Source organism: Sphingorhabdus sp. (genome assembly GCF_023910635.1).
Classification (GTDB): domain Bacteria; phylum Pseudomonadota; class Alphaproteobacteria; order Sphingomonadales; family Sphingomonadaceae; genus Sphingorhabdus_B.
Map to the genome: position 1 here is coordinate 164,814 of NZ_JAAVVZ010000005.1, position 26,211 is coordinate 191,024.

Here is a 26,211-nt window from a genome sequence, read left to right on the forward strand (position 1 = left end):
CGGGGGTTAAGGTCTAATCGTGGAATATTCTGAAACAGCCTTTGCAAAGATAAACCTTGCCTTGCACGTCAGGAAACGGCGGGCCGATGGCTATCATGACATCGAAACGCTGTTCGCCTTTGTGCAGGATGGCGACATTCTTACTGCAAGCCTTGCGGATGCGCTGAGTCTGGAGATTGATGGTCCCTTTGGCGCCGGTTTAAAGGCCGATGAAAGCAATTTGGTGCTGAAAACGGCCTTGTCCTTAAAGGCGCACTTTGGCGTTACGCAAGGTGTAGCGATCCGGCTCGACAAAAGATTGCCGATTGCCTCTGGCATTGGTGGGGGATCAGCGGACGCAGCAGCCACCGCAAGGCTACTTAACCAGCTTTGGGGCTTGGATGCGACCGAACAGGAGCTGGCCGATATCCTCGCGCCATTGGGGGCCGACATTCCCGCATGTATTTTCAGTCGTCCGAGCTTTGGCAGCGGCACCGGAACCGCGCTGGCATTTTTGGACGATAGCAACATCGCCGCGCGGCATGTGTTATTGGTAAACCCGCTTCAATCCGTTTCTACAGCGGCGATATTCAACGCATGGAACGGCGTTGACGGCGGCGCAGTTGATCGCGGGGATATTTGGGACGCCGCGATTACAGGCCAGAACGACTTTGAACCAATTGCTGCGGCGATTTGCCCTGCTATTTCGGACATTCTTGACCGACTGTCGCGGGCAGACCCTGCGTTCGTCCGCATGTCTGGTTCTGGGGCGACTTGCTTTGCCTTGTTTGAAGATGCAGCAGCCCTTGAGACCGCAAGAGCAACGCTTGATCCGCATTGGTGGTCGATGGCCACTATGCTGCGATGAACGATGCTCCGTTGGAAATATTGGGAACGCCGCAGAAAGGCGGGTTTCTTATCGTCGGGGACCACGCGTCGAACCGCGTCCCCGAAGATATTGCTCTCGGCATCGACCCGGCGCTCCTTAGCGCCCATATTGCGTGGGACATTGGCGTCGCCGAGGTTGCGCGCTTGATCACACAAGACGCGCGCTTTGCGGCCTATCTGGGTGGGTATTCGCGCCTTGTTGTCGACTTAAATCGCGACGCGCATGATGCAGCGGCGATCCCCAAGCAAAGCGACGCTGTGGTCATTCCCGGCAACGACCTTGGGCATAAGGAGGAAGAGGAGCGGCTGGAACGCTTTTTTTGGCCATATCACACATATTTGGCGCAGTTGCTGTCGCAACACCGTCCGGCACTGATTTTATCGCTCCACAGCTTCACGCCAGCCCTTGAGAGCACACCACAAGAGGCACGGCCTTGGGAAGTTGGGGTTTTGTACAATGAACAGGAAAGGGCATCCAAATTGGCGATCCCTTTTCTTGAAAACGCAGGATATATTGTTGGCGACCAGCTTCCTTATTCCGGCAAACTGCTGAACGCGACGATGAACCGACATGCCGAAGCCAATAACATCCCCTATATCGGCATCGAGATGCGGCAGGATGTATCAAGCGACCCCGATGGCCAAGCAAGATATGCACGCACATTGGCAGAAATGTGCCATTTTGTGTCGGAACAGCTTGGCTTATCCATATAAAAAGGCTTAAAGCACTCGGCTTAACGGAGGTCAGTATGCCAAACCAGTTCGACAAGTCCAAATTGCCAAGCCGCCATGTGTCTGTAGGGCCCGAACGCGCCCCGCATCGCAGCTATTATTACGCAATGGGTCTGACTGCAGAAGAAATCGCGCGGCCTTTTGTTGGCGTGGTGTCCGCTGGAAATGACAGCGCACCGTGCAACACGACATTGGATGCGCAGGCCGATATCGCCCGGGTGGGCGTGGAGCAGGGCGGCGGAATGCCGCGTCGTTTCAATACCATCACTGTGACGGACGGCATCGCCATGGGGCATCAGGGGATGAAATCCTCACTCGTCAGTCGCGAAGTCATTGCGGATTCGGTGGAGCTTTCGGTACGTGGTCACTGCTATGACGCGCTTGTGGGCTTTGCAGGATGCGACAAGTCGCTGCCCGGCATCATGATGGCGATGTTGCGTTTAAACGTGCCATCGATCTTTGTGTATGGCGGCTCCATTCTGCCCGGCCGTTACAACAACAAAGACGTGACGGTTAAGGACGTGTTTGAAATCGTCGGCAAATACGCGGCGGGCGCTTGCCCTTTATCGGAATTGGAAGAACTTGAGCGCGTAGCGTGCCCCGGCCATGGGGCATGTGGCGGGCAATATACCGCAAACACCATGGCCTGCGTTGCAGAAGCGATTGGTCTTTCAATGCCCAACAGCAACATGGCACCAGCGCCCTATTCCACCCGCGACCAAATTGCGCATGCGGCGGGCGTCCAAGTCATGGAATTGCTCGCACGCAACATCAGACCACGTGACATATGTACACGCGAAGCCTTTGTTAACGCAGCACGAATTGTTGCTGCAACAGGGGGATCAACCAACGGCGCTTTGCATTTGCCCGCCATGGCGCATGAGGCCGGCATTGATTTCGATCTGTTCGATGTGGCTGATGCATTTAAGACCACACCATATATGGCCGATCTCCAACCCGGTGGCCAGTTTGTCGCGCGCGACATGTATGATGCCGGCGGCGTCTACATGCTAATGAAGTCCTTGCTGGCTGAGGGGCTGTTGTTCGGCGACTGCATGACTGTTACGGGCAAGACACTTGGCGAGAATATCGACCAGATCACGTGGAACCCGGATCAAAAGGTCATCTATCCCGCAACCGCACCTATAACCCCCACTGGCGGCGTTGTCGGACTTCGCGGTACACTGGCTCCGGAAGGCGCAATTGTGAAAGTTGCTGGCATGGACCGGTTGACTTTTACCGGTCCGGCTCAGGTTTTCGATTGTGAAGAGGATTGCTTTGCGGCGGTTGAAGCAAGGGAAATTCGCGAAGGTTCGGTCATTGTCATCCGCTATGAAGGACCACAAGGCGGCCCCGGCATGCGCGAAATGCTGTCGACTACTGCCGCGCTGTACGGGCAGGGGATGGGCGAAAAAGTTGCGCTCATTACAGACGGTCGCTTTTCTGGCGCAACGCGCGGCTTCTGCATTGGCCATGTTGGACCGGAGGCCGCTTTGGGTGGGCCGATTGCCTTGATCGAGGATGGTGACGAGATAATGATTGATGCCGAAACGGGCGTAATCGATCTGAATGTTGCACCTGAAGTCCTTGAAGAACGTCGCAAGAACTGGAGACCGCGCCGGACGGATTATCAGTCTGGTGCAATCTGGCGTTATGCCCAAAATGTAGGTCCAGCCTATAAAGGTGCAGTGACGCATCCCGGTGGCGCAGCTGAGACGCATGTCTTCGCCGATATCTAATTGGCTTTGTGGCACTTTGCTATTTGGTGCCTTGGCGGGCTGCGGAGGCGAAGATAGCGTGTCTCCGCAAAATAAGGTCGACACCGGACAGAAACCCAAAGCGGATGGCAAAATAGAATGTGCGTTGGCAGGTTCTGCTATTTTCGCGCGCGTCTGCTCCACCGAACAGATTACCGCAAATGGCACTATTATGCTGGTTCTCCGCCACCCCAATGGCGGATTTCGAAGGTTTAACCTTCTCAATAACGGTAGAGGGCTATCTGTGGCGGATGGCTTTGACGAAATGCGCATCAGTCTGCTCGAAGACGGCATGATTGAACTGTCCTCTGGCGACGACAAATACCGGCTGCCCGCGCAATTTAAAAACACGCCGCCCGTAAATAGCAGAGGAATTGCCAAACACGCCAGTTGATTGCTTGCCCCTTCACGGGCATGGGGCTGTATGGAAATGACGGAAGAGATTATCAGGGTCGCGGCACGCGGTGATGGCGTCACTGCAAATGGCCGTTATGTGGCTTTGGCAGCACCAGGCGACATTGTGGAACCGTCGGGCGGTTTGATACACGGCTCGCACCACGTTACGCCGCCATGTCAGCACTTTCCGTTGTGCGGTGGTTGCCAATTGCAGCATCTGGACGAAGACAGCCTGCGCCTGTTTATTGCAGAGCGCGTGACGCATGCCCTTGCCACGCAACAAGTCGACATCGGCGAAGTGATGTCCGTGCATCTGTCGCCGCCAAAGACGCGCCGCCGTATCGCGGTGCGTTCGGCCTGGGCAGGCAAGCAGTTTCAGCTTGGTTTCAGCACGGAGAAAAGCCATCGAATTATCGACTTACGTCAGTGTGATGTCATGGCGCCAGAGTTGTTTGCCTTGCTTGCGCCGATGCGGACATTGCTTGAGCCCCGGCTAAACCGTGCGCGTCAGGTGCAGATTAAATTGGCGATGGTTGACCAAGGCGTTGACGTTCTCATTGAGAACTGGATCGCAAATGATCTCGACACGCACGAGTTGCTGTCCGAATTCGCCAAAACCCATAATCTCGCGCGGCTGTCGCTTGATGAAGGCTATGGCCCAGTTCCGTTTTACGAACCTGAACCCGTGACGGTGACATTGGGCGGAGTAGCTGTCGGTTATCAACCTTATGGCTTTCTTCAGGCCACAGTCGATGGCGAGGCTGCGTTGGTTCATGCGGTGAACGCAATCGTTGGTAATGATACTATCATCGCCGACCTGTTCGCAGGGTCAGGCACTTTTGCGCTATCGATGGGTGCGGGACGAAAAATTTATGCTGGCGAGGCCGATCTTCAGGCCAGCCTTGCCTTAAAGGCGGCGGCGGGGCGCGCCGGTCGGACGATGTTTGCAGAACATCGAGATCTGTTCAGGCGGCCACTGACGCCTGAGGAGTTGAATAAGTTTCAGACGGTGGTGCTTGATCCGCCACGTGCCGGCGCAAAGGAGCAAGTGGCGCAGCTTGCAGCGTCTAATGTGGCAAATATTGCCTATGTCAGCTGCAATCCGGCAAGCTTTGCGCGTGACGCGAAAACGCTGATTACTGCTGGATACAGGTTGCAGCGGATCTGGCCGGTGGGACAGTTCCGCTGGTCAACCCATATCGAGCTAGTAGGCCATTTTAGCCGTTAGTTGAGCAGCACTGACATCACGGAATGCACCACGAGCATCAAGAGTGCGATCGATGACAACGCAAACAACGCAAAGCGTATAATCACGCGGTTGGACAAAATCTGAACTAAGCTATGGGCGACGCGCAGGCCGACATATGCCCAAGCAATAGTCGCGTTCAAATTGTCACCTTGTCCTACCATCGCCAGCACTAAGCACACCGCATAAAATACTGTAGGTGCCTCGTGTAAGTGATTGTAATTGTCTGCAACCCATGATGCTTTTTCTTCGCCCTTGGCGATAAGAGCATCGCGCAGCGCCCCACCAGTGGACCCGACAACCTTGGTTCCGTCAATGCCTGCACGGCCCATCGCTGGCAGGCGGGTGGCGTACATCCATATCCAGATAATCATGGTCCACGCCGCAAGCGCGACAACTGGACCTAAAATTGCGCTTTCCATAAAACTTTCCCCCTTAAATAGTCGCAAGTAACGCCTGTACCGCCAATATAGTCAGGCAGACGGTCGATAGTAAAAAGAACATAAAGCGGATGCTGACGGTATTGACCGTCGCTTGCCATAAGCTGTGAATCACGCGCAAAACGGTGTAGCCCCAAGCGAGTATGACGGACAGGTCGGTTGCGCCGCCGGAGATTGCCAAGATCATGATCGTGGCATAGAAAATCGTCGGTTGCTCCATAAGATGCGCGTAATTGTGGGATTTCCACGCAACTGAGGGAGGTACATTGGGGTCAATATCTTGCCCGCGACCGCCCGGGGCAGCCTTGCCGAGGTCCATGCCAATCTTTGACATCGCCGGAAGCCGCGTCCCCGCCATCCAGAACAGCATTATAAGCGACCAGACTACCAACGCAGCCGCTGGCGCCAAAATAGGCGTATTCATGCAGAAAGTCCTCCCCGTCTATGTAGATGGGGAGGGTGGTGCACCTCAGATAAATTGTCAAATGTAACTTAGACTTTTGAGCTTTGCGATCGCGTTGCCCGAACGCCTGCATCATTGGCTGGTGCCCTGTCATAAAGCGTAGCCATCGGCTGATCCCCGACAATCAGCGTTTCAGTCTCACCAAAGCCGTTAAACTCTGTCCGCATGGCACAGCCATACGCGCCGAGCATGCCGATTTCGATATAGTCGCCAGCCTGCATATCGTCTGGCAATATGAAAGGTCCGGCCATGTGGTCCATATCGTCGCAGGTAGGCCCATAGAAACTGAATTCAGCCATCTGAGTACCAATTGACGTGTCCGAGCGCTGTAACGCCACAGGGAAGCGCCAGCCGATATGTGCCGCATCAAACAACGACCCATAAGCCCCGTCGTTGATGAATAACTCGCTACCGCGACGCTTCTCGACCTTCACAAGCAGCGATGCATATTCGGCACACAATGCACGGCCAGGTTCGCACCAAAGTTCCGCAGAGTAGCTAATCGGCAGATCTTCAAAGCAGTTATGAATGACGTCGAAATAGCCCTCAAGCGCGGGAGGCTCCATGCCGGGATAAACCGATGGAAAGCCACCACCGACGTCTACTATATCAACCGTGACGGACGCCTCGACAATCGCGGCACGCACATGCTCCATGGCTTCGGCATAGGCTGTTGGCGTCATGGCCTGACTACCAACATGGAAGCAGATGCCAAGGCTGTCGGCGACCTGACGCGTTGCAACCAGCAGGTCGGCAACTTCAGACGGATCAGCGCCAAATTTTGATGCAAGGCTTAGCTTTGCATGCTCAGAGGACACACGAATGCGCACGCACAGTTCAAGGTCAGTCGCGCCATGTGTTGCACGCACGATCTTCTCCAGCTCTTCATGGCTGTCGAGGCTGAATGTACGGACATTATGGTTGTGATAGGCCTGCGCGATGGCGCGCTCGCTCTTGACCGGATGCATGAAGCACAGCTTCGCATCGGGCAGAAATTTGTGGACCAACCGGACTTCACCCAAGGATGCAACATCATAATGTGTGATGCCAGCTTCCCAAAGGGTTTCGAGCAACGCGGGTGACGGGTTGGCTTTAACGGCGTAAAGCGACTTACCCTGAAACTTCTCAACGAAGAAACGAGCAGCGCGCGCAGCAGCATGTGGGCGAAGGAGCGTGATTGGTTCGTCCGGGCGGAGGGCGCGGACTACAGCAAGTGCGTCAGTGTTCTCGTACAATTCAAGGGACCCCCAAAAGATAAATTGAAACAACAAGGCTGCCTTGCGGTTATTGGAAGTCCCCCTGGGGCAGCGGACGAGCGCCTTAGGAAATGCTGGGATAGTTGTAAAGTGATTCGTTCACGGCCTAGCTCAGGCGGTCGCGAAACGCGGTCCAATCGAAAGAACGCACGCATTCCAGTGCATCGCTATCGCTATTCCACAACCAGAGCGATGGCAAAGGCACGCCGTTAAACGTGTTCGTTTTCACCATGGAATAATGCGCCTGATCAAGGAAGGCAAAACGCGCTCCGGGCTCTGCTGGAACAGGTAACACATAATCGCCGATAATGTCTCCGGCGAGGCAAGATGGCCCTCCCAGACGCACAGGAGAGCCTTCTGAGCGCTCTCCTAGCATCGCAGGGCGATAGGGTGCCTCAATGACGTCAGGCATATGGCAGGTGGCGCTAATATCGGTGATGCCAACCTGCATACCGTTTTCAAAAACGTCGAGCAATTCGCCGACCAATATCCCGGCATCGAGCGCGATGGCTTCGCCAGGTTCGAGGTAGACGTCGAGGCCCGTTTCGGCGCGGACGTCTTGAATGAACGCGACCAGTTCATCCCGTTGATAATCGGCGCGCGTGATATGGTGACCACCACCGAAGTTCAGCCAGCTTAACTGCCCAAAATAGGGCGCTATGTGCGGTTTCAGCGTTTCCCAAGTGCGCTTGAGCGGTTCGAAATCCTGTTCACATAAGGTGTGGAAATGGAGACCTGATACGCCTTTGAGATGTTCTGCCTTCAACTGGCTAATCGGAAAGCCAAGCCGCGATCCCGGCGAGCAGGGATCATATTTCGCGACTTCGCCCTCGGCATGTTCCGGGTTGATGCGAAGGCCGACATCGACGCTGTCATTCAGGAACGGCGCAAAACGTGTGTGCTGCGATGGGCTGTTAAAAATGACATGGTCGGAAATGGCGACGATTTCGGCCATGTCAGCCTCTTTATAACCAGCGCAATAAGTCGCTATTTCGCCCTTATAATAATCCCGTGCGAGACGCGATTCCCACAGGCCCGAACTGCATACACCATCCAGATATTCGCCGATGATCGGTGCGACCTTCCACATGGAAAAAGCCTTCATCGCGCACAATATCTTAGCACCCGAACGCAGTTTGACGTCCGCCAAAATGGCAAGATTCCGCCGCAACGCAACCTCATCCACCACAAAGGCGGGCGAGGGTACGCGGTGAAGGTCAAAATGCGCAAATGCGCCGGGATCGCCTGCCTTGGTTTCCATGTCATTATTCACCCCTGTATCAAACCACCGACGTCATGCTGAACTTGGTTCACCTCTGGTGACTGACGTTCCAGCATCTATCGTGCCACGCGGACCGAAGGATTGAGAGAAAAAATGGACCCTGGAACGTAAGTCACCACAGGTGAAACAAGTTCAGGGTGACGTTCAAATTTCAACGTTCCGTCCGGAGTTAAAAGCCCAAAGGCCCGTCCAGTTCCTTCACCTGCCACGGCAGACCATGCGCATTGAGCATGTCCATGAACGGATCGGGGTCAAACTGTTCAATATTCCACACGCCAGCGCCAGACCATTTGCCCGTGAGCAGCATCGCTGCGCCGATCATCGCCGGAACGCCGGTGGTGTAACTGACGGCTTGGTTGCCGGTTTCGGCGTACGCGTCCTCATGGTCACAGATATTGTAGATGTAGAGCGTCTTTTCCTTGCCGTCTTTGCCAAGACCAGTGGCGATGCAACCAATGTTGGTCTTGCCCTTGGTCGTCGGGCCAAGCGAGGCGGGTTCAGGCAATACAGCCTTGAGGAATTGCAGCGGGATGATTTCCTTGCCTTCATACAACACAGGGTCAATCCGTGTCATGCCGACCGCCTGAAGCACGTTCAGATGCATGATATACGCATCGCCAAAGGTCATCCAGAAACGGATGCGCTTGATTTCGGGAAGATGTGTTTTGAGGCTTTCGATTTCCTCATGATACATCAGATACATATTCTTGGGGCCAACCGCTTCAAAATCGAAGCTTTGTTTTACCGACATCGCCGGGGTTTCGACCCAGTCGCCATTTTCCCAATGCCGCGCCACGGCAGTAACTTCGCGAATGTTGATTTCGGGGTTGAAGTTGGTGGCAAAGGCCTGACCATGGTCGCCGCCATTGCAATCCAATATATCGAGCGTATCGATGCGGTCGAAATAATGCTTTTTCAGATAGGTCGTGAACACGCTGGTGACGCCGGGGTCAAAACCCGAACCCAATAAAGCGGTGAGGCCCGCTTCCTTGTAACGATCCTGATACGCCCACTGCCAATGATATTCGAACTTCGCGACGTCCAACGGCTCGTAATTTGCCGTATCCATATAATGCACACCAGCGGCCAGACACGCATCCATGATGTTGAGGTCTTGGTAAGGCAAGGCAAGGTTTACAACTAGGCTTGGCTTGATCTGGTTCAACAATGTCCTGGTCGCAGGCACGTCATCGGCGTCAAGGCCAAAGGTGTCGATGTCGACACCTGTCCGTTCCTTGACCGAGGCAGCAATCGCATCGCATTTCGACTTAGTGCGGCTTGCGAGGCTGATATGGCTAAAGATATCCGCGTTCATGGCCATCTTATGGACAGCAACCGAACCCACGCCGCCGGCGCCAATAACCAATATCTTGCTCATCTTCTGTTTCCTCTTATCAGAGATTCGTTCAGCGCACGCATATAGGGGCCTTTTATGACAGAACAAGAATTGGCTGCGGCCCGCAAAATACCATCGCACGAGGGCGTTCGGCGGGCGATGGCCAAAATTGCCGATATTCTACCCAAAACACCATTGCTACCACTTGAGGTGGACGGCGTAACCATCTGGTGCAAGGCGGAAATGCTTCAGCCCATTGGTGCTTTCAAGATCCGCGGCGCGTGGCATCGCCTGTCCGACCTGAACGAAGAAGAACGCGCGCGGGGTGTTGTTGGCGTTTCTAGCGGAAACCATGCACAAGGCGTTGCTTGGGCGGCGAAGAAGCTTGGAATATCGGCGACGATTGTGATGCCATCCAATGCGCCACGCATGAAGCTGGAGGCGACGAAGGCGCTTGGCGCAGACGTGGTTCTCTACGACCGTGCCACCGAATCGCGCGACGAAATCGCCGCCGGGTTGATTGCCAAAAGCGGCGCAACATTGGTGCACGCATTTGGCGATCCGTGGGTCATTGAAGGGCAGGGGACGGCTGGGATCGAAATCACGGAACAACTTCAGCGTTTCGGCTTGTCCGGGCCGGATATGATTGTTTCGTGCTGCGGCGGCGGTGGCTTGGCATCCGGCCTTGCGCTGGCGTGTCCGGTCGCAGAAATCGCCATTGTTGAGCCTGAAGGATGGGATGACATCATTCGTTCACTTGACGCTGGTGAAATTTTGCCTGTCAAAGACCTCACGCACCCAACCTATTGTGACGCGCTTCAAACGCCGCAAACTTATCCTGTGAATTTTGAGATTTTGCGAAGCCGCGTGTCTCAGGGTGTTTCGGTCACGACCGACGAAGTGGCGACCGCGATGCGCGTGGTGTTTGAAAAGCTGCACCTCGTTGTGGAACCAGGCGGCGCGGTTGCGCTGGCTGCTATGCTTGCAGGTAAAATTCAACCAAAAGCTGTTACCGCCGTAACCTTGTCAGGCGGAAACGTGGATCGGGAACTGTTCGTGAAGTTGCTTGCTCAGGCCGCCTGAGCGACCGGCATTTCCATGCGGCCCCAGATTTCTACCAACGCCGCAGTCAAATCGCGCATCATGCCCTCATCATGTTGAGGCCCTGGTGTGAAGCGTAACCGTTCCGTGCCACGTGGCACTGTTGGATAATTGATCGGCTGCACATATACGCCATATTCGGCGAGCAATATATCGCTGATTTTTTTGGCTTTCACGGGGTCGCCGACCATCAACGGTACGATATGCGTGTTGCTTAACATCACGGGCAGGCCTGCGTCGGCAAACAGCTTTTTCAGCATAGCGGCATTGGCTTGTTGCGCATCGCGCTCTACACTCGAAGCCTTCAAATGGCGCACAGCGGCCAACACGCCTGCGACCAAAACGGGCGACAAGGATGTCGTGAAGATGAAGCCAGGTGCGTAAGAACGGATCACATCAATGATATTCTGGTCCGCTGCGATATAGCCGCCCATAACGCCGAAAGCCTTGCCAAGCGTGCCTTCGATGATGGTCACACGGTCTGCCACCGCATCACGTTCTGAAATACCGCCGCCGCGCGGGCCATACATGCCCACGGCGTGCACTTCGTCACAATAGGTTAGGGCATTATATTTGTCGGCAAGATCGCATACCGCGCCAATGGGGGCAACGTCGCCGTCCATCGAATAGACGCTTTCAAAGGCAATTAGTTTCGGTGCCTCAGGATCATCTGCTGCGAGCAATTCTTCAAGATGCGCCAAGTCATTGTGTCGCCAAACGCGCTTTTCACAACCTGCGTTGCGGATGCCAGCGATCATCGACGCGTGGTTCAATTCGTCCGAATAAATGATGCAGCCCGGCAGAACCTTAGCGAGCGTTGACAAAGTCGCGTCGTTCGAAACATAGCCTGAAGTGAACAGCAACGCGCCATCCTTGCCATGTAGGTCCGCAAGCTCCTGCTCAAGTTCGACATGGTAATGGGTGTTTCCGCCGATGTTGCGCGTTCCGCCAGAACCGGCACCCACATCATGCAAAGCGTTTTCCATGGCGCTGATAACGTCGGGATGCTGCCCCATGCAGAGATAATCATTAGAGCACCAGACGGTGATATTCTTTGGGCCGTTATGACCAGCAAAGCAGCGCGCGTTGGGATAGCTACCCTTGTTCCGAAGGATATCAATGAATACGCGATAGCGCCCCTCGGCATGAAGTCGATCAATCGCCTTTTCGAAAACAGCGTTATAATTCACGGACATTAACCCCGGTTTGAAACCACTCTCGCGGCATTTTGACCCCCAATAATAGCGGGCAATGCAAAAATCCAGCGCGAACGACTTGCAATAAGCGTCATTCTGGTTCCGCTCTTGGTTCAGGACCACTTAAATTCAACTTCGCGGGGTCAAAATGGCCCCAATCCGCGAAGGTGGAACTAAGTGGTCCTGACCCTAACGATATTTTCGCTTACAGTGATGTGATCTGCGTCACACCCAAAGAAAATAACGCCGGAAGCAGCGATCCCAACGCGCTGACCTCCCCGGTCGTGACGAATACACCGTCTGCGGGCTTTTCGGGCCAGTTTTGATCCTTAGTCAAATGACAGATGCGGCGTGCGATGCCGGCGGCACCGTCGACAAACCGCATATGCGGAGCCGCGGCCAATAACTCCTCTTCTACCAAAGGAAAATGCGTGCAGCCAAGTACAGTCACGTCAAGGCGTTCACCAAAGGGTTGTTCTATCAAGCCAGCCATCGCTCTGGCGTAAATTGCTGGGTCAACAAATTCGCCGCGCATTTTTGCTTCAGCCGTGCGCACGAGTTCAGGCGCGGCATGGCGCAACAAACGCATGTGCGGGGCATGATCGGCCTGAAGTTCGTCCACATAGACCTGACGGACGGTTGCCGCCGTCCCCAATAGACCAATGACGCCAGTCTGACTTGCCTCGGCGGCAGGCTTGATCGCGGGAACGGTGCCGACCACGGGCACATTCAAAGCGGCGCGCACATGACCCAGGGCGATAGTGCAGGCGGTGTTGCAGGCAATAATGACAAGGCGCGGCTGATAACGCTCAACCAAGCGGCCAAGTAAGGCTGGCACCCGCGCCGAAATCTCTGCCTCAGTCTTGGTACCGTACGGTAAACCCGCATAATCGGCCGCAAACACTATTGGCGCGCGTGGCAGGGCTGCCTGCACGGCCTTCAATACCGAAAGGCCACCAATGCCGGAATCGAAAAACAACAGCGGTGCGCTATCTGGAACCATCGTCATGATAAGGCGATAAACGCCAGCGGTCGAACTAGCAAGGTGACGACCTTGAGCGTGCGGAACAAAACAGCTACACGATACAGACATTTGGGGATTCGTGTGGTGAGTGATCTTTGGTTCAACATGTTTGCGGGTCTGTTGCTTGGTTATGCGCTTGGCTCCATCCCCTTCGGTTTGTTGCTCACGCGTTTCTCGGGCGGCGGCGACATAAGGTCGGTTGGGTCAGGAAATATTGGTGCGACGAACGTGTTGCGGACGGGACGCAAAGGGCTTGCTGCGCTGACGTTGCTGCTTGATCTGCTGAAAGGTTTTTTCGCGGTCTGGCTGGCTAGCAGCTATCTTCCCGGTGGAGAAATTCTTGCGGCAGCCGGGGCATTTTTTGGCCATATTTTCCCGGTTTGGCTCCAATTCAAAGGCGGCAAGGGCGTAGCAACCTATGCGGGTATCTTGTTTGGCCTGTTCTGGCAGGGCGGCTTGGTTTACGCGGCCGCTTGGATTGGCGTCTTGCTGATATCGCGGCTTTCATCGCTGGCCGGCTTGGTAGCCGCCGTTTGTGCGCCTGTCGCGGCACTCGTTTTTGGTCATTATGAACTGCTTGCGTTGCTCACCGCCTGCTCGTTGATCGTCTTTTGGAAACATCGGGCCAATATCGGAAATCTTATGGACGGCACTGAACCGCGAATTGGCAAAAGTAAAAGTTGATCTTGGGAATGGGGGACCGCCAGATGCAATTTGATCAGCTTCGCTTGATCCGTTCCCCCAACATCGGTCCCGTTAGTTATCGGCAGCTGATGGCGCGTTTTGGAAGCGCGCGGGCCGCGCTGGAGGCTTTACCTGATCTCGTGCGTCGCGGCGGCGGAAAGCACGTTGTGCTCGCCAATGAGGCAGCCATTGCCCGGGAGATTCAGTTTGTTCAAGCCTTTGGCGCACGCCATGTTTTCATGGATGACGCAGACTACCCCTATTTGCTGTCACACATGGACAATGCGCCGCCCGTCATCTGCGTGAAGGGCAATCTTGGTTTGTTATCGCGTCCGACGGTGGCCCTTGTCGGGGCGCGTAACGCGTCCGCAGGCGCCTGCCAGTTTGCGCGGCAACTGGCGTTTGAACTCGGCCAAATGGGTTTATCTGTTGTGTCGGGTCTCGCGCGCGGTATTGATACGGCCGCGCATATAGGCTCTATCGAAGGCGGAACAGTTGCGGTTATTGCTGGCGGTATCGACGTGGTCTATCCGCCCGAAAACCGCGCACTTCAGTACGCAATTGCCGAGCGCGGGCTTTTGATTGCTGAACAACCGCCGGGCACCGAACCACGCGCAAGGCATTTCCCGTATCGAAACCGGATCATCGCTGGCGCGTCGGCTGGAACGGTGGTGATTGAGGCTGCGCCAAAGTCGGGTTCGCTCATTACCGCGCGCCTGGCGGCGGAGGCGGGGCGTGAGGTCATGGCTATTCCAGGGTCGCCGCTGGATCCACGGTCGCGTGGTTGCAACCAGCTTATCCGTGAGGGCGCAACTTTGGTGCAGAACGCATCAGAGATTGCCGAGCTTATTTCCCCCTTGGACAACCGCATGCTTGCGCCATCGGTCAAATACGAACCGTCGATGACCATAATAGCCGATGACGGCAGCGATACCGAACGCAGCGCAGTCATCGACCTGATGGGCATGACCTATGTTGCGGTCGACGAATTGGTGCGGCAATCTGGCAGCAGTCCATCGACCGTCCAGATGGTGTTGCTCGAATTCGAGCTGGCCGGAAAACTCGAACGCGGCGCAGGTGGGAAGGTCCGCTTGGCGACATAAAACACAGCCGCATTTTTCGTCTTGACGAGGCCTGCCTTACCCCATCAGCCTATACGCGTACGCGAGAGATTTTAGAAAAGCAAAAAATATCATGCAATTAGTTATCGTAGAATCACCTGCAAAAGCCAAGACAATCGAGAAATATCTGGGCCCCGGATTCAAGGTGCTGGCCTCTTATGGCCATATCCGCGATCTACCGCCCAAAGACGGTTCGGTTGACCCCGATAATGGCTTTGAAATGCTGTGGGACAATTATGCCGATAAGGCAAAACAGCTTAAGGCGATTACCGACGAGGCGAAAAAGGCGGATGGCCTTATCCTGGCGACCGACCCTGATCGCGAAGGCGAAGCGATTAGCTGGCATGTGCAAGAAGTGCTCGCGAAGAAAAAGGCGTTGCCGGCCAAGGTTGGTCGGGTGACGTTCAACGCCATAACAAAGCAGGCTGTAACCGACGCGATGAAACAACCGCGCGCGTTGGATTTAGACCTGATTGACGCCTACCGCGCCCGCCGTGCGCTGGATTATCTGGTAGGATTTACCCTATCGCCGGTCTTGTGGCGCAAGCTACCTGGCGCAAAGTCCGCTGGCCGTGTGCAGTCGGTTGCGCTGCGCCTCATTGTGGAACGCGAACGTGAGATCGAAGCGTTCCGCGCGCAGGAATATTGGTCTGTGAAGGCTGGAATGGAACATAAGGGCCAAAAATTTGATGCCCGCTTGATCCAATATCTGGGCAAGAAGCTAGACAAGATGGATCTCAAGACCGAAGCGGACGCGGAACAAGCGCGCCTTGCCGTCGAGTCAGGCAAATTCACGGTCGAGACCGTTGAAACAAAGCCTGTAACCCGCAATCCGCAACCTCCGTTTACAACCTCGACATTGCAGCAGGAAGCGGCACGTAAACTCGGCTTTTCCGCCAGCCATACAATGCGCATTGCGCAGGGTCTGTATGAGGATGGCGCGATAACCTATATGCGAACCGATGGCGTTCAAATGGACCACAGCGCCATTTCCGCCGCGCGCAAATCCATCTCAGATCGGTTTGACAGCGGCTATTTGCCGGAGAAACCGCGCGTTTATCAGAGCAAAGCGAAGAACGCGCAGGAAGCGCATGAGGCGATACGTCCAACCGATTTTGGCAAGGACAGGGCAGGTTCAGGCGACCATGGCCGCCTCTATGACCTGATCTTCAAACGCGCGATGGCCAGCCAGATGGCATCTGCCCGCATGGAACGTACAACTGTCGATCTACTCGACGGTACCGGTCAGACTGGCTTACGCGCTACCGGGCAAGTTATGAAGTTTCCGGGATTTCTTGCCGTATATGAAGAAGGCTTGGATGATAGCGACGGCGAAGATGGCGCGATCTTGCCAGCCATGACAGTTGGCGACGCGCCAGCCAAGCACGCTGCGGAAAAAACGCAGCACTTCACGCAACCACCACCGCGTTTTTCGGAAGCGACTTTGGTCAAGCGTCTCGAAGAACTGGGTATTGGCCGTCCATCGACCTATGCATCGACCATTCAGGTGCTGAAAGATCGCGCTTATGTCCGCGTTGAGAAAAATCGTTTCTTTGCAGAAGAATCCGGGCGACTTCTCACAGCATTTCTCGAACGGTTTTTCGAACGTTATGTCGCTTATGACTATACCGCTGGCCTTGAAGACCAGTTAGATGAAATCAGCGGCGGCCGTGCCGATTGGCAATCCTTTCTGGAGGCGTTTTGGCGTGATTTCAAACCGAAAACGGTTGAGGTCATGGAGCAGAAGCCGTCGGAAGTGACCGCGGAGCTTGATATCTTTCTGTCGCCCTATCTCTTTCCAGAGCGCGAAGACGGGACCGATCCGCGTTTATGCCCGAAATGCGGTGAGGGCAGGCTGGCCCTGCGCGGCGGAAAGTTCGGCGCTTTTGTTGCCTGCTCCAATTATCCGGACTGTAAATATACCAGAAAATTTGCGCAACCCGGCGGCGAGAGTGGGGAGGACACCGGTCCAGAAGTGCTTGGCCAGCATCCCGAAACACAATTAGAAGTCAGCAAAAAGTCAGGCCGTTTTGGCCCTTATTTCGAAATGGGCGAGGGCGCTGACGTCAAACGCGCCTCTATCCCCAAGGATATTCCGGCCGAGGACATCGGACTAGAATGGGCGGTGAAGCTGCTATCGCTGCCACGCACCATCGGGATACATCCCGAGAGCGGCGAGCCAGTCACGGCAAGCATCGGTCGTTATGGACCCTATCTGGCGCATAATGGGAAATATGCCCGTCTGCAGTCGACGACTGAAGTGTTTGAAACTGGCATGAATAGCGCGGTTGTGAAGCTGGCAGAAGCTTTGGCCAACCCGGGCCGTGGCCGGGGTGCCGCACGTGCACCGTTGAAGGAGTTCGGTAAGCATCCACGCACCGATGCGGAGATTAAACTGATGGAGGGGCGCTTTGGTCCTTATGTGACCGACGGGACCACTAACGCGACAGTGCCCAAGTCCATCTCGCCTAACGAGCTGACGCTTGAGGAAGCTGCACAGTTGATTGACGCCCGCGCCGCGATGCCACCCAAGGGCAAGGTCAAGAAAAAGGCCGCGCCAAAGAAGAAAGCTGCGCCGAAGAAGGCACCGGCAAAGGCCAAGCCAGCGGCAAAAGCAAAGACGTAAGCAACGAAATACATCCACCCGTCGCCCCAGCCTGCGCTGGGGCGACGTGGTTCGGGTATAAACCGCGCCGCGTCACTCCACCCATTCAAGCCCAATATCGCGATACAGGCTGCGGTCCTCGTCCCATTTGGCATACACTTTCACATGCAAATAAAGATGGACCTTCACGCCCATGAGCTTGGCCAGTTCAAGACGTGCCGCCTCTCCAATGGCCTTAATCCGCGTGCCGCCTTTGCCTAGAACGATGGCGCGCTGGGTAGGGCGTGCTACTAAAATCTGCTGATGGATTTCTAGCGATCCATCTTCGCGTTCGCTATATTTTTCAGTCTCGACGGCGCTGGCATAGGGAAGCTCCTCGTGCAGTTGCAGATAGAGTTGTTCGCGCGTGATTTCTGACGCAATCAGACGGTCGGTTGCATCTGACACCTGATCCTCTGGGAAATGCCATTCGCCCTCCGGCATATTGTCGGCAAGCGCAGTTTTGAATTCTTCAAGCCCGTCGCCGGTGGCGGCACTGATATAATAAATCTGCTCAAATGCGCATTTGTCAGTCAGTTTCGTGGTGAGGGCGAGCAATTTGTCCTTGGCCGCAATATCAACCTTGTTGAGCACAAGCCATTTGCGTTCAGGGCGATCTTTTAATCCGTCGAGGATTTTTTCGACCTTTGGTCCTGCGCCTGCACGGCCATCGACGATCAATGCGATCATGTCGGCATCACCCGCACCGTCCCAAGCCGCAGCCACCATCGCGCGGTCAAACCTGCGTTGCGCCGCGAAAATGCCCGGTGTGTCGACCAAGATGATCTGCGTTTCGCCGGCCAAGGCGACGCCTAACATGCGCGTCCGTGTGGTCTGCGCCTTTGGGCTAACGATCGCGACCTTCTGCCCGACCAGAGCATTGACCAAGGTTGACTTACCCGCATTTGGCGCACCGATAATGGCGACATGTCCGCATCTTTTGGTCATGCGTGGGCTTCCAAAAATGCCTGTGCCGCGCCGGTTTCGGCGGCCTGTTTGCTATTGGCGGTGGCCGTGACGGGCGGAAAGCCTTTCACGGTGACGGTGATTTCAAATCTCATGGCGTGGGGAGGGCCTTCTTTTTTGGTGATGACATATTCAGGAACCTTGCGCCCATGGGTGGCGCACCATTCTTGGAGTTCGGATTTGGGGTGTTTTGGGGCGCCGTTTGCGGATTCGAGAAGTGGCCTCCAGAGCCGTTCTACAAGATCGCGGGTGACGAGTAGACCATGGTCGAGATACACCGCGCCAATGATGGCTTCCATGACGTCACCCAACACATTATCGCTTTGTTGCGCTCCATCATCACGGGCTTGCTTGCCAAGCCTGATATACAGCGGAAGACCAATTTGCCGGGCAATGTCGGCGCAGGTCACGCCCGACACAAAAGCATTTAACCGGTGCGACAGGCGACCCTCGGCTTCATCCTTATATCGGTGATAGAGCATATCAGCGATGATGAGCCCCAAGATGCGATCGCCGAGAAATTCAAGCCGTTGATAGTCCGGTTGTCCCGTACTGCCATGCGTCAGTGCGCGTTGGTAAAGTGCCAAATCCTTTGGCTTCTTCGGAAGTAATTCCGCCAGCCAAGCCGCTTGTTCGTCGCTGGTCAAAATCCTTGTCCAATGCGTTCCGCGCGCGTTGCCGTAAACCAAGTCCATGGCAGCACCCAGTGCGACGATCCATCCGTGGAAAACACAGACACCAAAGCACGACCCACAAGATTCTCTTGCGGCACAATGCCAATCGCACCGGGCTTATCAATGGGCGACCATCTGCTATCCGCGCTTCGGTCGCGATTGTCGCCCATCAGGAAAAGGTCGCCTTGACCAACAACGAATGCTTCGGTGTTGTCGCCTTCTAGGCCATTTTGCAGGTCCAGAATTTCGTAGCTTTTGCCTTCGGGCAATGTCTCGCGAAAACGGGGGTAGCGGCATTGCGTGCCGCCCTTAGCCGCCGGTTCCTCCATATCAGGACGCCAGCATGGAAAGGGATTGCGCTCAAGCTCTGCCGCATCGCGCATATTTTGCGTGACCGGGATAACAAGGTCGGCAATCCGCTCCTTCTTAACCGCAACGCCGTTGATTTCGAGGATGCCATTGCGCATTTGGACGACGTCACCGGGCAGGCCAATGACGCGCTTGATATAATCTGTACCGTTTGACATTGGGGCCTTGAACACCACGACATCGCCGCGTTCTGGCTGGCTCGCGAAAATCCGTCCGGGGATAATCGGTAATGCAAAAGGAAGGCTGTTTTTGGAATAGCCATATGGCCATTTCGCCACCAGCAGATAGTCGCCGATGAGCAAGCGTGGCTGCATCGATTCCGACGGAATGTTAAAGGGCGACACGATGAAACTGCGCAAGATGAAAACGAACAATACAAGCTTCAGCAAAAAGCTGCCATATTCGCGCCATTCTGACGGAGCAGGCGCATTTACAGGTAAATCGCCCAGCTTTTCGGTATTTGAAGTCACAGAATCTCGCAAAATATTGTCGTCGAATGACGGATAGGCTGGCCTTTTACCGTGAAGGCGCGTTATTTGCCAGCGCCGAGATTCACGCTGCGTTGCGACGCCCATAAAGAAGAGATAGAAAATGACCGATAATCTATGGACTGCGCTCGAACAGCATCAACCGCAATCGCTGGTTAACCTGTTCGCATCGGACGCAAATCGCGTGCGCAAGATGACCATCGAGCAAATGGGGTTGCGCTTCGACCTGTCAAAAACACATCTTGATGATGCAGCCTTAGGCCATTTCGCCAAGCTTGCGGAAGACATGCAGCTTCATGCCGCCAAAACGGCTTTGTTTTCGGGGGCCGCAATCAATGTGACGGAAGGGCGCGCGGCAGAGCACGCCGCCGAACGGGGCACTGGCGATGCCGATTCTGTCGCTTATGCCCGCGCGCTTCAGCAACGCATGCGCGGATTGGTTGAGGCTATTGACGCCGGCCTGATGGGCGATATCCGCCATATATTGCATATCGGCATTGGTGGATCGGCGCTTGGCCCCAAATTGCTCATCGATGCACTTGGCCGCGACGGCGCGCGTTATGACGTCAAAGTCGTATCCAATATTGACGGTGCGGCGCTGACCGAGGCGGTGAAGGATATGGACCCGCACAAGACGATTGTCGCGGTCGCTTCCAAAACCTTTACCACCACCGAAACATTGCTCAACGCCACCAGCGCAATGGAATGGATGCGCGACGGCGGCGTGGCCGACCCATATGCGCAGTTTGTGGCGCTGACGGCTTATCCCGACAAAGCCATCGAATGGGGCATCGATGAAAGCCGCGTATTGCCGTTTAACGAGACCGTGGGTGGACGCTATTCCTTGTGGTGCTCAATCGGGTTTCCCGTCGCGCTTGGCCTTGGTTGGGCGGTGTATCAGGAACTGCTGGATGGTGCAGCCGCTATGGACGCGCATTTCCGCAATGCCCAAATTATGGAGAACGCCCCGACAATGGCGGCATTTGCGGATCTGTATTACGCCCAGACGAAGGCGTGTCAGACACGGGCGGTATTTGCCTATGATGAACGTCTGCGCCTGTTACCCGATTATCTTCAGCAGTTGGAGATGGAATCAAACGGCAAGTCGGTGACCGCCCAGGGCGCGCCGCTTGGACGCCACAGCGCCCCTGTGACATGGGGCGGGGTGGGCACCGATGCCCAGCATGCGGTGTTCCAATTGCTGCACCAGGGCACGCATCTGATCCCTGTTGAATTCATCGCCAGCAAGACGCCGGGGCATGATTTCGATACCGCGCATCATGAAACCTTGTTGGTCAATTGCTTTGCCCAAGGCGCGGCATTGATGGCGGGGCAAAAATCCGATGATCTGGCGCGCAATTATGTCGGCAACCGGCCATCGACGACGATATTGCTGGATGACGTCACACCGTCAACGCTCGGCGCGTTGATTGCCTTTTACGAACACCGGACGTTCGTAAATGCTGTTTTACTGGGAATTAACCCATTTGACCAATTTGGCGTTGAACTGGGCAAGCACATTGCCAAAAGGATAAGCGACAATGGCCCAAGCGGTTTTGACCCGTCTACTTCGGCGCTGATCGCGGCGGCGCTTGGTGATATCTAAGCTATGGGTATGTGTTCGATAACACTGCGCGAGAATTACCGTTGGTAAACATATGAACCTGCCCCCATATCGCGGGAACACAGGAAAGAATAATATATGGCTGATTTTGACTATGACCTCTTCGTCATTGGCGCAGGCTCCGGCGGCGTTCGTGCCGCACGCATCGCGGCATCGCATGGTGCCCGCGTTGCTGTGGCAGAGGAGCATCGCGTTGGCGGCACCTGTGTCATCCGCGGCTGTGTGCCCAAGAAGCTGCTGGTCTATGGCGCGCATTTTGCCGAAGATTTGCACGACGCAAAACGTTTTGGCTGGAACACCCAAGGTGCGACATTCGACTGGAACGTTCTGCGCGACAATGTTGCTGCGGAGGTCAACCGTTTGGAAGGCCTATATGGCCAGACGCTCGGCAACAACAAGGTCGAGGTTTTTCACGAACGCGCAGGCGTGACTGGGCCAAACAGCGTTCAACTTTCCAGCGGGCGAGATGTCACGGCGGCAAATATCCTGATTGCAACGGGTGCCTGGCCTTCGGTCCCCGTTGTTCCGGGGGCTGGCCATGGGATCACGTCAAACGAGATTTTCAGCTTGCCCGAACTGCCCAAGCGCGCCGTGATTGCGGGTGGTGGTTATATCGCAAATGAGTTTGCATGTATTTTCAATGAATTGGGCGTCGAAGTTAAGCTTGTGACACATGGCGACCGTGTGCTGCGCAGCTATGATCACGAAATTGTCGACAGGCTAGTCGACCTAAGCCGCCAAAAAGGCATCGATATCCGTTTCCATTTCGGCATCAAATCGGTGACCAAGCAAGACAATGGCACGCTTTTGATCGAAGGCGACAATGGAGAGGTGATCGAGACCGATTTGCTGTTGTGGGCCATCGGACGCACGCCGCACACAATAGGGCTTGGCCTGGAGGATATCGGCGTTGAGCTGGGTAAAGACGGAACGGTGAAGGTTAGCGATGACAGCCGCACCAATATCCCCAGCATTTATGCCGTTGGCGACGTCACCAACCGCGTGCAACTGACCCCGATTGCCATTCGTGAGGGGCATGCCTTTGCCGACAGCGTTTTCGGCAATAACCCGCGCACGGTGAATTATGATTGTATTCCAACCGCGGTGTTCAGCAACCCGCCCATCGCCAGCGTCGGCGTGACGGAGGCCGAAGCACGGGCGCAGTTTGACGACGTCAAGGTGTACAAAAGCGATTTTCGCGCGATGAAAAACGTGTTGGCCGACCGCAATGAGCGGGCCTTGTACAAAATGATTGTGGCCGGTCCCACAGAGCGGGTCGTGGGCCTGCACCTGATCGGTCCCGATAGCGGCGAAATACTTCAGGCGGCGGCGATTGCGGTGAAGGCAGGGCTAACCAAGCAAGATTTTGACGATACCGTCGCCTTGCACCCAAGCATGTCCGAAGAATTGGTTTTGATGAAATAGGGTCAGGGAAAGTGAACGGGCGCGTCGCCTGCTTTCCATTGCTTATAGCGAGCCATGATACTTGCAAACAGATCGCTGCCCACCAGCCCGGAAAGCCAGCTTTGCAGCGCGGGTAGGGGCAAAGTAGCAAACCATATGGCATCGGTTGCGGCAAATTGCCGGACAAAGGGGAATATGGCGATGTCGGTGAATGCGGGCCTTGCTCCGCCGAGATAAAGCGAACGGGTCAAAAGAGTGTTCAGGTGAGCAAGATGCGCCATGGCGGCGTCGCGATGTGCGGTGCCATCGGTCAGGCCATAACGATGCGGATATTTATAATGGTCCAAGGCTATCTTAAATGGCCCGTCAGTGGCCAAAACAAGGTTTTGGTCATCATGGGTCAGCCAGCCCAAGGAATCGCTTTGTGCGAGCGCCCAGCGCATGATAACGAGGCTTTCCTCTAACACCCTGCCATCGGGCAGCAGCAGAACAGGCACGGTGCCCTTTGGTGAGGCCTCCAGCATTTCAGGCGGCTTGTCGCGCAACACGACCTCGCGCAGTTCAACTTGCACGGCGCTGGCGGCGAGGGCCATGCGTGCGCGCATGGCATAAGGGCAGCGGCGGAAACTGTAGAGGATAGGCAGGGCGGTCATTTTAGCCGCAACGGCGCGTTTGGTTTAAGGGTGTAAAGCCAACACTAAATATCATCACGTGGATTGACGCCAATATGCTGCTTGCCGCGCTTTTTGGCTAAGGCAATCTGCCTTTGCCGTTCGGCGAAGCGCGCGCGGTCATCGTCGGTGCGTTCGGCATAGCAAGCGGGGCACGACACGCCCTCAATGAAATGGGCTGATGCCTTGTCTGCTGGTGAAATCGGGCGGCGGCACGCGTGGCAAAGCTCCATTTCGCCAAGCTCCAAGCCATGCTTCACCGACACGCGTTCGTCGAACACAAAGCACTCACCATGCCATTTGCTTTGTGCTTCTGGAATATTCTCCAGATACCGCAATATGCCACCTTCGAGATGATAGACCTCTTCTATGCCTTCGGCTTTCAAAAATGCCGTTGATTTTTCGCAGCGGATGCCACCGGTGCAGAACATAGCAAACTTTGTTTTGCCCGCCGCCAGCTCCGCGCGATGTGCGCGAAACCAATCGGGAAATTCGCTGAAGGACTTGGTTTGTGGGTCAACCGCACCTGCAAATGTGCCAATCGCCACCTCATAATCATTACGCGTGTCGATCAACACCGTGTCAGGATCAGAAATCAGCGCATTCCAATCCTCAGGCTGCACATAAGTCCCCACCTCACGTTTTGGGTCGATGCCCTCGACGCCGAGCGTAACAATCTCTTTTTTGAGGCGCACTTTCATCCGGTAAAAGGGCATTTCCTTGGCATGCGAATATTTCACGTCCAGATCGGCGCAACCGGGAATATCCCGCAAAAATGATATGAAGGCGTCGATAGCGCCAGGCACTCCTGCCACCGTTCCGTTGATGCCCTCCTGCGCGAGCAATATCGTGCCCTTGATGCCACAAGCCGCGCATTGTGCCTGAATACGTGGTTGCAATTCCTCTGGCGCGTCAAATGCAACAAAGCGATATAGCGCGGCAACTTTAATGGGATGATGTTCGTCCATGACGCGGCGCTATAACGCGCTTTTTGGATTTTTGCAGCCTGCAATCTATGGCTGGTTAAACAGCATTTAATCGCACGATAAATTTGCAATTGTTGTGACAGGATGCCAAGGCCTTGGTCAACAAAATTGCTTATGGGGAATGCCATGTCGGCCAATATTGCTGAACTGGAGGCACGCCGCGCGGCGTCGAAACTGGGGGGTGGGCAAAAGCGTATTGATGCGCAACATGCCAAGGGCCGCCTGACCGCGCGCGAACGCCTTGATATCTTATTGGATGAAGGCAGCTTCGAAGAGCTCGACGCCTATGTCACACATAATTGTACCGATTTCGGTATGGCGGAACAAAAGATACCCGGTGACGGCGTTGTCACCGGAAGCGGGACGATTAATGGCCGTTTGGTCTATGTCTACAGCCAGGACTTTACCGTATTTGGCGGCTCCTTATCCGAAGCGCACGCCATGAAGATTTGCAAGGTCATGGACAATGCGATGAAGGTCGGCGCGCCAGTCATCGGCCTGAACGACAGCGGCGGCGCACGGATTCAAGAGGGCGTGGCCAGCCTTGGCGGCTATGCCGAGGTGTTCCAGCGCAATGTGCTGGCGAGCGGCGTGGTGCCGCAGATATCGCTTATCATGGGGCCATGTGCCGGCGGCGCGGTATATTCTCCGGCGATCACCGACTTCATCTTCATGGTGAAGGATTCGTCTTACATGTTCGTCACGGGGCCTGATGTCGTGAAGACGGTGACAAATGAGGTTGTGACGCAAGAGGAACTGGGTGGCGCAGTTTCGCATACGACCAAGTCAGGCGTTGCCGACAATGCGTTTGAAAATGATATTGAGGCGTTGCTGTCGACGCGCGATTTCTTTGACTATTTGCCCGAGAATAACCGCACAGGTGTTCCAGAGCGTCCGACGCAAGACCCTTGGGACCGGATGGAACTTAGTCTCGACACATTGATCCCACCAAGTGCGAACCAGCCTTATGATATGCATGAGCTGATCCGCAAAACAGTCGATGAGGCGGATTTCTTTGAGGTTCAACCCAGCCATGCGGCGAACATCATCATCGGCTTTGGCCGCATTGAGGGCCGCACTGTGGGCATCGTCGCCAATCAGCCAATGGTGCTGGCCGGTGTGCTCGACATCAACAGCTCCAAAAAAGCCGCGCGCTTTGTGCGCTTTTGCGATGCGTTCGAAATTCCGATCATCACTTTCGTTGACGTTCCGGGCTTTCTGCCCGGCACCGCGCAGGAATTTGGCGGAATCATCAAGCATGGCGCGAAACTGCTCTTCGCTTATGCCGAGGCGACGGTGCCCAAAATCACCATCATCACCCGCAAGGCCTATGGCGGCGCGTATGACGTGATGGCATCCAAGCACTTACGCGGCGACCTCAATTACGCATGGCCAACCGCCGAAATCGCCGTGATGGGCGCAAAAGGCGCGGTGGAAATCATCTTCCGTGGGCTATCGGCGGAGGAGCAAGCGGTGAAGACGGC

Annotated in this window: 24 protein-coding genes; 12 read left to right on the forward strand and 12 right to left on the reverse strand. The window is 55.3% G+C overall.

What is annotated here, in order from left to right; genetic code table 11:
* Nucleotides 1-19: 19 nt before the first annotated feature.
* From HEQ34_RS04575 to HEQ34_RS04595, 5 genes are read left to right on the forward strand one after another with little or no spacing between them, the layout of a single operon-like run.
* Complete coding sequence (locus HEQ34_RS04575) at nucleotides 20-847, forward strand: 4-(cytidine 5'-diphospho)-2-C-methyl-D-erythritol kinase (RefSeq protein ID WP_296198024.1); 828 nt, start codon at nucleotides 20-22, stop codon at nucleotides 845-847.
* Nucleotides 844-1,581, forward strand: a complete 738-nt coding sequence (locus HEQ34_RS04580; RefSeq protein ID WP_296198026.1) for an N-formylglutamate amidohydrolase — start codon at nucleotides 844-846, stop codon at nucleotides 1,579-1,581. The genes HEQ34_RS04575 and HEQ34_RS04580 overlap by 4 nt, the downstream gene beginning before the upstream one ends.
* Before the next feature lie 35 nt (nucleotides 1,582-1,616).
* Nucleotides 1,617-3,338, forward strand: coding sequence for a dihydroxy-acid dehydratase (ilvD, locus tag HEQ34_RS04585; protein WP_296198027.1), 1,722 nt, complete (start codon nucleotides 1,617-1,619; stop codon nucleotides 3,336-3,338).
* Between the two features lie 58 nt (nucleotides 3,339-3,396).
* Nucleotides 3,397-3,750 carry a hypothetical protein gene (locus HEQ34_RS04590; RefSeq protein WP_296198029.1) on the forward strand — a complete coding sequence of 118 codons (354 nt, stop codon included), beginning with the start codon at nucleotides 3,397-3,399 and terminating at the stop codon, nucleotides 3,748-3,750.
* A gap of 36 nt (nucleotides 3,751-3,786) precedes the next feature.
* Nucleotides 3,787-4,980 carry a class I SAM-dependent RNA methyltransferase gene (locus tag HEQ34_RS04595; protein ID WP_296198030.1) on the forward strand — a complete coding sequence of 398 codons (1,194 nt, stop codon included), beginning with the start codon at nucleotides 3,787-3,789 and terminating at the stop codon, nucleotides 4,978-4,980.
* On the opposite strand, the gene HEQ34_RS04600 is transcribed toward HEQ34_RS04595, so the two are convergent.
* The 5 genes from HEQ34_RS04600 to HEQ34_RS04620 form a co-directional block, all read right to left on the reverse strand.
* Nucleotides 4,977-5,420, reverse strand: coding sequence for an MAPEG family protein (locus HEQ34_RS04600; protein WP_296198032.1), 444 nt, complete (start codon nucleotides 5,418-5,420; stop codon nucleotides 4,977-4,979). The genes HEQ34_RS04595 and HEQ34_RS04600 overlap by 4 nt on opposite strands.
* A 13-nt stretch (nucleotides 5,421-5,433) precedes the next feature.
* Nucleotides 5,434-5,862 (reverse strand): MAPEG family protein, encoded by a 429-nt coding sequence (locus HEQ34_RS04605; protein WP_296198034.1) that lies wholly within the window; start codon nucleotides 5,860-5,862, stop codon nucleotides 5,434-5,436.
* Between the two features lie 68 nt (nucleotides 5,863-5,930).
* Complete coding sequence (locus tag HEQ34_RS04610; RefSeq protein WP_296198036.1) at nucleotides 5,931-7,136, reverse strand: type III PLP-dependent enzyme; 1,206 nt, start codon at nucleotides 7,134-7,136, stop codon at nucleotides 5,931-5,933.
* A gap of 127 nt (nucleotides 7,137-7,263) precedes the next feature.
* On the reverse strand, nucleotides 7,264-8,418 hold the full coding sequence (locus HEQ34_RS04615) for a carboxynorspermidine decarboxylase (protein ID WP_296198038.1): 1,155 nt from the start codon (nucleotides 8,416-8,418) through the stop codon (nucleotides 7,264-7,266).
* A gap of 190 nt (nucleotides 8,419-8,608) precedes the next feature.
* Nucleotides 8,609-9,817, reverse strand: coding sequence for a saccharopine dehydrogenase family protein (locus HEQ34_RS04620; protein ID WP_296198040.1), 1,209 nt, complete (start codon nucleotides 9,815-9,817; stop codon nucleotides 8,609-8,611).
* A 54-nt stretch (nucleotides 9,818-9,871) separates the two neighbouring features.
* On the opposite strand from HEQ34_RS04620, the gene HEQ34_RS04625 reads away from it, so the two are divergent.
* Nucleotides 9,872-10,858 carry a threonine/serine dehydratase gene (locus HEQ34_RS04625; RefSeq protein ID WP_296198042.1) on the forward strand — a complete coding sequence of 329 codons (987 nt, stop codon included), beginning with the start codon at nucleotides 9,872-9,874 and terminating at the stop codon, nucleotides 10,856-10,858.
* On the opposite strand, the gene hemA is transcribed toward HEQ34_RS04625, so the two are convergent.
* Both hemA and murI read right to left on the reverse strand, forming a co-directional pair.
* A complete protein-coding gene (gene hemA, locus HEQ34_RS04630) occupies nucleotides 10,846-12,072 on the reverse strand; it encodes a 5-aminolevulinate synthase (RefSeq protein ID WP_296198044.1) in 1,227 nt (408 codons plus the stop codon). The two genes, HEQ34_RS04625 and hemA, sit on opposite strands and share 13 nt — an antisense overlap.
* Nucleotides 12,073-12,277: 205 nt before the next feature.
* Complete coding sequence (gene murI, locus HEQ34_RS04635) at nucleotides 12,278-13,081, reverse strand: glutamate racemase (RefSeq protein WP_296198046.1); 804 nt, start codon at nucleotides 13,079-13,081, stop codon at nucleotides 12,278-12,280.
* A gap of 120 nt (nucleotides 13,082-13,201) precedes the next feature.
* On the opposite strand from murI, the gene plsY reads away from it, so the two are divergent.
* The 3 genes from plsY (at nucleotide 13,202) to topA (ending at nucleotide 17,527) form a co-directional block, all read left to right on the forward strand.
* Nucleotides 13,202-13,780 (forward strand): glycerol-3-phosphate 1-O-acyltransferase PlsY, encoded by a 579-nt coding sequence (gene plsY, locus HEQ34_RS04640; protein ID WP_296198079.1) that lies wholly within the window; start codon nucleotides 13,202-13,204, stop codon nucleotides 13,778-13,780.
* A 23-nt stretch (nucleotides 13,781-13,803) separates the two neighbouring features.
* Entirely contained in the window at nucleotides 13,804-14,883 is a 1,080-nt protein-coding gene (dprA, locus tag HEQ34_RS04645; protein ID WP_296198048.1) for a DNA-processing protein DprA, read from the forward strand.
* A 91-nt stretch (nucleotides 14,884-14,974) separates the two neighbouring features.
* Nucleotides 14,975-17,527, forward strand: a complete 2,553-nt coding sequence (gene topA, locus HEQ34_RS04650) for a type I DNA topoisomerase (RefSeq protein WP_296198050.1) — start codon at nucleotides 14,975-14,977, stop codon at nucleotides 17,525-17,527.
* 72 nt (nucleotides 17,528-17,599) lie between these two features.
* On the opposite strand, the gene era is transcribed toward topA, so the two are convergent.
* The 3 genes from era to lepB are packed head-to-tail and all read right to left on the reverse strand — an operon-like array spanning nucleotide 17,600 to nucleotide 20,024.
* On the reverse strand, nucleotides 17,600-18,493 hold the full coding sequence (gene era, locus HEQ34_RS04655; RefSeq protein ID WP_296198052.1) for a GTPase Era: 894 nt from the start codon (nucleotides 18,491-18,493) through the stop codon (nucleotides 17,600-17,602).
* Nucleotides 18,490-19,158, reverse strand: coding sequence for a ribonuclease III (gene rnc, locus HEQ34_RS04660; RefSeq protein WP_296198053.1), 669 nt, complete (start codon nucleotides 19,156-19,158; stop codon nucleotides 18,490-18,492). Before rnc ends, era begins: the two co-directional genes overlap by 4 nt.
* Nucleotides 19,155-20,024, reverse strand: coding sequence for a signal peptidase I (gene lepB, locus HEQ34_RS04665; protein WP_296198055.1), 870 nt, complete (start codon nucleotides 20,022-20,024; stop codon nucleotides 19,155-19,157). The genes rnc and lepB overlap by 4 nt, the downstream gene beginning before the upstream one ends.
* Nucleotides 20,025-20,145: 121 nt before the next feature.
* On the opposite strand from lepB, the gene pgi reads away from it, so the two are divergent.
* Together pgi and gorA are read left to right on the forward strand one after the other, a co-directional pair.
* A complete protein-coding gene (gene pgi, locus HEQ34_RS04670) occupies nucleotides 20,146-21,648 on the forward strand; it encodes a glucose-6-phosphate isomerase (protein WP_296198056.1) in 1,503 nt (500 codons plus the stop codon).
* 96 nt (nucleotides 21,649-21,744) lie between these two features.
* Nucleotides 21,745-23,091: a glutathione-disulfide reductase gene (gorA, locus tag HEQ34_RS04675; protein ID WP_296198058.1), complete on the forward strand. Its 1,347-nt coding sequence runs from the start codon at nucleotides 21,745-21,747 to the stop codon at nucleotides 23,089-23,091.
* Between the two features lie 2 nt (nucleotides 23,092-23,093).
* Here the strand turns inward: gorA and HEQ34_RS04680 are convergent, their stop codons facing one another.
* Both HEQ34_RS04680 and HEQ34_RS04685 read right to left on the reverse strand, forming a co-directional pair.
* The gene (locus HEQ34_RS04680; protein ID WP_296198060.1) at nucleotides 23,094-23,723 is read right to left on the reverse strand and encodes a glutathione S-transferase; all 630 of its coding nucleotides are present in this window, start codon (nucleotides 23,721-23,723) and stop codon (nucleotides 23,094-23,096) included.
* A gap of 44 nt (nucleotides 23,724-23,767) precedes the next feature.
* The gene (locus tag HEQ34_RS04685; protein WP_296198062.1) at nucleotides 23,768-24,709 is read right to left on the reverse strand and encodes a rhodanese-related sulfurtransferase; all 942 of its coding nucleotides are present in this window, start codon (nucleotides 24,707-24,709) and stop codon (nucleotides 23,768-23,770) included.
* Between the two features lie 144 nt (nucleotides 24,710-24,853).
* Here HEQ34_RS04685 and HEQ34_RS04690 point away from each other — a divergent pair.
* A partial coding sequence (locus tag HEQ34_RS04690) for an acyl-CoA carboxylase subunit beta (RefSeq protein ID WP_296198063.1) occupies nucleotides 24,854-26,211 on the forward strand: 1,358 nt, incomplete at its 3' end.